The 4,969-nt window shown below is 41.3% G+C and carries 9 protein-coding genes; 7 read left to right on the top strand and 2 right to left on the bottom strand.

What is annotated here, in order from left to right; genetic code table 11:
* The first annotated feature begins 415 nt into the window (after positions 1 to 415).
* Positions 416 to 1,156, top strand: a complete 741-nt coding sequence (locus tag ACFIJP_RS08555; RefSeq protein ID WP_375626969.1) for an antA/AntB antirepressor family protein — start codon at positions 416 to 418, stop codon at positions 1,154 to 1,156.
* Positions 1,153 to 1,431, top strand: coding sequence for a hypothetical protein (locus ACFIJP_RS08560; protein ID WP_375626971.1), 279 nt, complete (start codon positions 1,153 to 1,155; stop codon positions 1,429 to 1,431). The genes ACFIJP_RS08555 and ACFIJP_RS08560 overlap by 4 nt, the downstream gene beginning before the upstream one ends.
* Before the next feature lie 44 nt (positions 1,432 to 1,475).
* On the opposite strand, the gene ACFIJP_RS08565 is transcribed toward ACFIJP_RS08560, so the two are convergent.
* Positions 1,476 to 1,772: a HigA family addiction module antitoxin gene (locus tag ACFIJP_RS08565; protein WP_004861504.1), complete on the bottom strand. Its 297-nt coding sequence runs from the start codon at positions 1,770 to 1,772 to the stop codon at positions 1,476 to 1,478.
* A 16-nt stretch (positions 1,773 to 1,788) separates the two neighbouring features.
* On the bottom strand, positions 1,789 to 2,103 hold the full coding sequence (locus tag ACFIJP_RS08570) for a type II toxin-antitoxin system RelE/ParE family toxin (protein ID WP_273790985.1): 315 nt from the start codon (positions 2,101 to 2,103) through the stop codon (positions 1,789 to 1,791).
* A gap of 52 nt (positions 2,104 to 2,155) precedes the next feature.
* On the opposite strand from ACFIJP_RS08570, the gene ACFIJP_RS08575 reads away from it, so the two are divergent.
* From ACFIJP_RS08575 to ACFIJP_RS08595, 5 genes are all read left to right on the top strand, one after another.
* Positions 2,156 to 2,704, top strand: coding sequence for a hypothetical protein (locus ACFIJP_RS08575; protein WP_375626973.1), 549 nt, complete (start codon positions 2,156 to 2,158; stop codon positions 2,702 to 2,704).
* Positions 2,685 to 3,374 (top strand): phage baseplate assembly protein V, encoded by a 690-nt coding sequence (locus tag ACFIJP_RS08580; RefSeq protein WP_375626974.1) that lies wholly within the window; start codon positions 2,685 to 2,687, stop codon positions 3,372 to 3,374. The genes ACFIJP_RS08575 and ACFIJP_RS08580 overlap by 20 nt, the downstream gene beginning before the upstream one ends.
* Positions 3,371 to 3,712 carry a GPW/gp25 family protein gene (locus ACFIJP_RS08585; protein ID WP_004856773.1) on the top strand — a complete coding sequence of 114 codons (342 nt, stop codon included), beginning with the start codon at positions 3,371 to 3,373 and terminating at the stop codon, positions 3,710 to 3,712. The genes ACFIJP_RS08580 and ACFIJP_RS08585 overlap by 4 nt, the downstream gene beginning before the upstream one ends.
* On the top strand, positions 3,709 to 4,536 hold the full coding sequence (locus ACFIJP_RS08590; RefSeq protein ID WP_375626976.1) for a baseplate J/gp47 family protein: 828 nt from the start codon (positions 3,709 to 3,711) through the stop codon (positions 4,534 to 4,536). The genes ACFIJP_RS08585 and ACFIJP_RS08590 overlap by 4 nt, the downstream gene beginning before the upstream one ends.
* The coding region (locus ACFIJP_RS08595) for a phage tail protein (protein WP_375626978.1) at positions 4,536 to 4,969 on the top strand (434 nt) is incomplete at its 3' end. The genes ACFIJP_RS08590 and ACFIJP_RS08595, both read left to right, overlap by 1 nt.

The raw sequence follows: 4,969 nt of genomic DNA on the forward strand, positions 1-4,969 counted from the left end.
AGAGCACTTCGTGATCACAGATGTCCAAGCCTCAGAATCCGGTATGTATAAGCTTATCTTACGAGAGCTAAAACAATAAGGCATCTTTGTTTAGCAAGCCGTTTTGATTATTTTTATAAAAATATTACGTTCCCACTTGACATTGTGACAGGAGTATGAATAATCGAATCAGGTGCCTAAGAAACACCTTAAAACAACAAGCGGATTGGTTGCCGAAATAATCATTCTTCCGCACATTGTAAAGGCTTTGACTCATTATATGCGTATAGCGTATACTGGTCTTGTCGGGTGTGGTTATGCCATAAAATACCCTTTCGGGGGAAAGCATAACGACGGGCTTGTTGCCGTGTTTCTTAGCGCCCGGCACTCTTTAATTGAGTGTCATTAAGAAACATCTATCAACAAGGAATTCATTATGAATACTCTTATAGAAATTAGAGAACAGGTTATTGATCAGGAAACTGTTCAAACTGTTAACGCTCGTGATTTGCATGCGTTTTTAGAAGTAGGTAAAGATTTCTCTACTTGGATTAAATATCGCATCAACAAATATAATTTATTAGAAAATCAGGATTATTTAGTTTTCACCAACTTTGGGGAAAACCTCCAAGGTGGTCGTCCCTCTAAAGATTATCATCTAACTTTAAGCGTAGCTAAAGAACTTTCTATGCTTGAGAACAATAAGAAAGGTAGAGAAGCTCGTTTATACTTTATCAAATGTGAACGGCTTTTGAAGCAAGTAGCAACACCACAAGTTGACTACTCCAAACCCGAAACATTACTTGGTGTTTTGAATCACTTACAAAGCCAAATAGAGCAGAAAGATCATGTTATCGCTGAATTAGCACCAAAAGCAAAAGCACTTGATGGTTTAAAGCGTTCTGATGGTTTGTTCGGTCTTATTGAAGCAGCAAAGATGTTAGAGGTACGACCAAAGGACTTAACGGATTACTTGCGTAAACATGATTGGGTGTATCGACGGGCTCCAGGGGCGCCTCTGTTACCTTATCAGGATAAGATCAAGAAAGGATTCATGGATTGTCCCGCTATTACCATTCAAAGACCGGATGGTACAGAAAAGGTGCTGCCTTCAACAAAAATCACATCCAGAGGATTGGCATGTTTGAGAGAACAAATCCATGGGGGTGTGCAATGAAAGTAGATACCAACTTTTTATGCGATTTATGGATAACGTTGTTTCAGTTTGTCAATTGTGAATATGTCGATGACAAAAATTGTAGTGCTCTGGTTGACATCATGGGCATGGTAGAAAAAGCTTTGATTTTAAAACTTCAAGATGAGGTGCCGAATATTACAAAGATTCTAGCAGTTCTTACAGGTTTTGGAACTTCAGAACTACCGCATAGCATGAATCCGTTATTGCAAGCTTATGCTCCTACTTTGGAAAGTCCTGTTGTAAAAGCTGCTTAACTTAAAAACACAACTCCCCTCCCTGTTCTTAAAATGGGGAGTGGTTAAACCCTACATTCAAATTTATTGATTTTGGCAAATTCGTCTGCTTTTTCAGTTTGTAATATACTAACGTCATAAGCAGCTTGCATGTTAAGCCAAAATTCAGCAGTAGTATCAAAAAAATAGGCTAATCTGAGAGCTGTATCGGGAGTCACTGGACTATTTTCAGCAACAATACGTTCTATTCTCGTGCGTGGAACATTTAATGCTTTTGCAAGAGCATAAGCAGAGAGAGCATATTCTTTTAAATATTCCTCTCGTAAAATTTCTCCGGGATGAATAGCAATATAATTTTTCATCTCGACCTCCTACAGATCAATGATAATCTACGATTTCAACTTCATAGGCGCCATTAGAGCGCCATTCAAAACAAATACGAAACTGGTCATTAATACGGATAGAATATTGACCTTTACGCTCTCCTTTCAATGCTTCTAGACGATTTCCCGGAGGACTGCGCAAATCTTTGAGATCAACTGCTTTATCGAGCATAAACAATTTTCTTTGGGCTATACGCACTAGAGTGGTGGGAAAGCCTCTGGGCGGATTGCCTTCTAAAAGATCTTTACACCGCTTATCCGCAAAAGATTCAATCACCAAATCACCTTTATTCGTTCTTTTACGTATCATAACACGATACCAATATAAAGAAAAGGATAAATGTTAAATAACAGGAACACTCATGCATCCGAGAGAAACGATAAGGGAAAGCTTTGTTGCTTTGATAAAGGCAGCAAAGACGGCAGCTGGTGACAATGTTTTCAATATGCGTGATTTCAACTTTTCCCCTGAGAACACGCCTGCAATTAATATCTCAACACAAAGTGAAACGATTGAAGATGGCTATGATTATGGAATAAGGCGGCGTGTTTTAACGCTAGATGTTGAATGTTATGCGACATGTGAAGATGGAGCACGTTTTGTTGACCAATTGGCATGGGAAGTTGAGGAGGTTTTCTACGCTAATCCCAATCTCAACAACACAGTTGAGACATGCCGCCTGCAAAATATTGCTTTTGCCTTTGGTGATAATGGCGCCCTAGCGCTCCATGGTGCGATTTTAACCTTTGAAGTCATTTATGTGACAAATATCCCCAACATGGATGAAGAAGAAGGCAGTGTAACAGCAAAACTCGTTGAACCTTTCTTAAGCTTTGAACCAGAAACAGGCGTGAGAAATAAAGATAAATACCATAAAATTGAAGGTGGACATGTTAGAGCGGCGCGATAAAGAAATCACAGATCTAAAGAGACGTGTGGCCAATATGGTTGTGGTGGGAAAAATTAGCCATGTCGACCATAAAAACGCACGCTATCGGGTAAAAAGTGGCAATCTTGTCAGTGACTGGATTCCAGATACACAAGCCCGCGCCGGTAAAACACGCTCTTATGAAGGGCGTGATATCGGAGAGCAAGTAGTTGTTATCTCGTCATCAGGGGATTTATCACAAGGGGTGATTGTTGGTTCACTTCACACCGATGCTAATCAAGCAGCCGATAAAGGCAGCATTCACCGAACTATATATCCTGATGGAACCAGCCTTGAATATGATGATGAACAAAACACTTATGGAATTCACATCAAATCCGGCGGAAAATTTATCCTGACAATCGCTGATGGTGTGTCACTAAAAGGTGATGGTGGCAAGCTAGAGCTTACGGCACCGGAAGGCATAAAGATTGTTTCAAAAAGCGATATAAATTTAAACGCAAAAGGCGGCATCTCTTTGAAGGCTGGTGATGGCATTTCACTGAATTCGAATGATAGTCTCTCTCTTCATTCTGGGAATAATGTTTCCATTCACTCAAGTGGACTAAAGCATAACGGTACCAATGTAGGAGCAACACATGTTCATGGTGGTGTTTCCCCTGGTGGCTCGATGACAGGAGGTCCCAATTGAACAGTGGAATGGACCGTACAACAGGAAAGCCATTAACCGGCATTGATCATTTACGCCAATCAATCCTTGATATTTTGTCAACGCGGATTGGTTCGCGTGTAATGCGGCGTGATTATGGTTCACGTGTTGCAGAACTCATTGATGCACCGGTTAATAATGCTTTTGCTGTTGCCCTTTATGCTGCTGTTGCTGAGGCTTTAGACAAATGGGAACCGCGTTTTAAATTGAAAAAAATTGATTTTAAAATGGTTGATGCTGGACAAGTTTCTTTGTCCTTTGAAGGCATTTATTTGCCTTCAGGTAAGCCCATTACCATGGAAGGATTACTGATAAAATGAATGGAGTACTTGCAAAACCGGAAATCATCACAGAACTTTCTTTTGAGGAAATACGCGCTGCTGCTCTTGCCCATTTAAAAGAGCTTTTGCCGGAATATACCATTCTTGAAAGTGATCCGGCTGTAAAAGTCATTGAGGCTTTTAGCTATCGAGAGTTGCTTTTAAGACAGCGTATTAACGAAGCGGCACGCAACAACATTCTTGATTTTGCAACCGGTGAATCTCTTGATGCTTTGGGAAACTGGCATGGTCTTGCCCGCATGGAGGGTGAAAGTGACGAGAGATATCGTGAACGCATAGAGCTTCATGCCCGTGGTGGCAATGGTAGCGGGACAGAGCCCTATTACAAGCTTATAGCCTTAACAGCAGATAGTCGTGTTAAGGATGCGATTGTTTACCGTAAAGGCAAAGACCCAACCATCTATGTTGCTCTTTTTGGCAACAATGAAGAAGGAACGGCCTCTGAAGATCTCATACAAACAGTCTCAGAAGCTCTTCACAGAAAAAATATCATCATGACCAATGATACAATCATTGTTCACGCTGCTGTCAAAAAAGTTCTGGATTTAGAGGCAGATGTTTGGCTGTTACCAGAAACATCTTTGAAAATTCTCACAACAATGGAAACAAATTTAAGAGCAGCGTGGAGACAAGAACAAGCCATTGGTCGTGAATTAAGTTTGTCGTGGTGGATTTCAAAATTAATGATTGCTGGTGTCCAGAAAGTGATCGCCATTACACCAACACAAGACAGTATGGTTTGTGATGAAGAAGTTTTATCGATTGGAAAAATCACCTTAAACTTCAAAGGGCGTGCGCGCTAATGGTTGGTTCCCTCCTTCCCACAAACGCAACAAAATTTGAAAAGCGCCTTGCCGATGCTTGTGATTTTCATCAAGATGTTGATGGTTCTGTTTTGGGGATTTCACGTTCTAAACTGATCACACGCCCTCCCCGTTTCTTACCGTGGCTCATTGAAGAATACGGGCTTGGAGAGCTTACGCCTTATGTTCCAAACCTCTATGATCTGATTGATCAAGGGCTTCAATGGCAGCGCTTGCGCGGCTCCCTTGCGGCAATAGAGATGGGGCTTGAATGGCTAGGGATTTCTGCACGCTTTCAACCCGCCTGGACGGGGCGCGCATGGTGGAATTCCTTTCAACTTTACTTTGACAGCCTCCCTGAACGCAAAAGCCTTGAAGTCATTGAAGCGATTACCGACCTTTCCAAAAGTTTGCGCTCTGATTTTCGCCGTGG

The organism is Bartonella sp. MU37NMGALS (assembly GCF_042194015.1).
Taxonomy (GTDB): Bacteria; Pseudomonadota; Alphaproteobacteria; order Rhizobiales; family Rhizobiaceae; genus Bartonella; species Bartonella grahamii.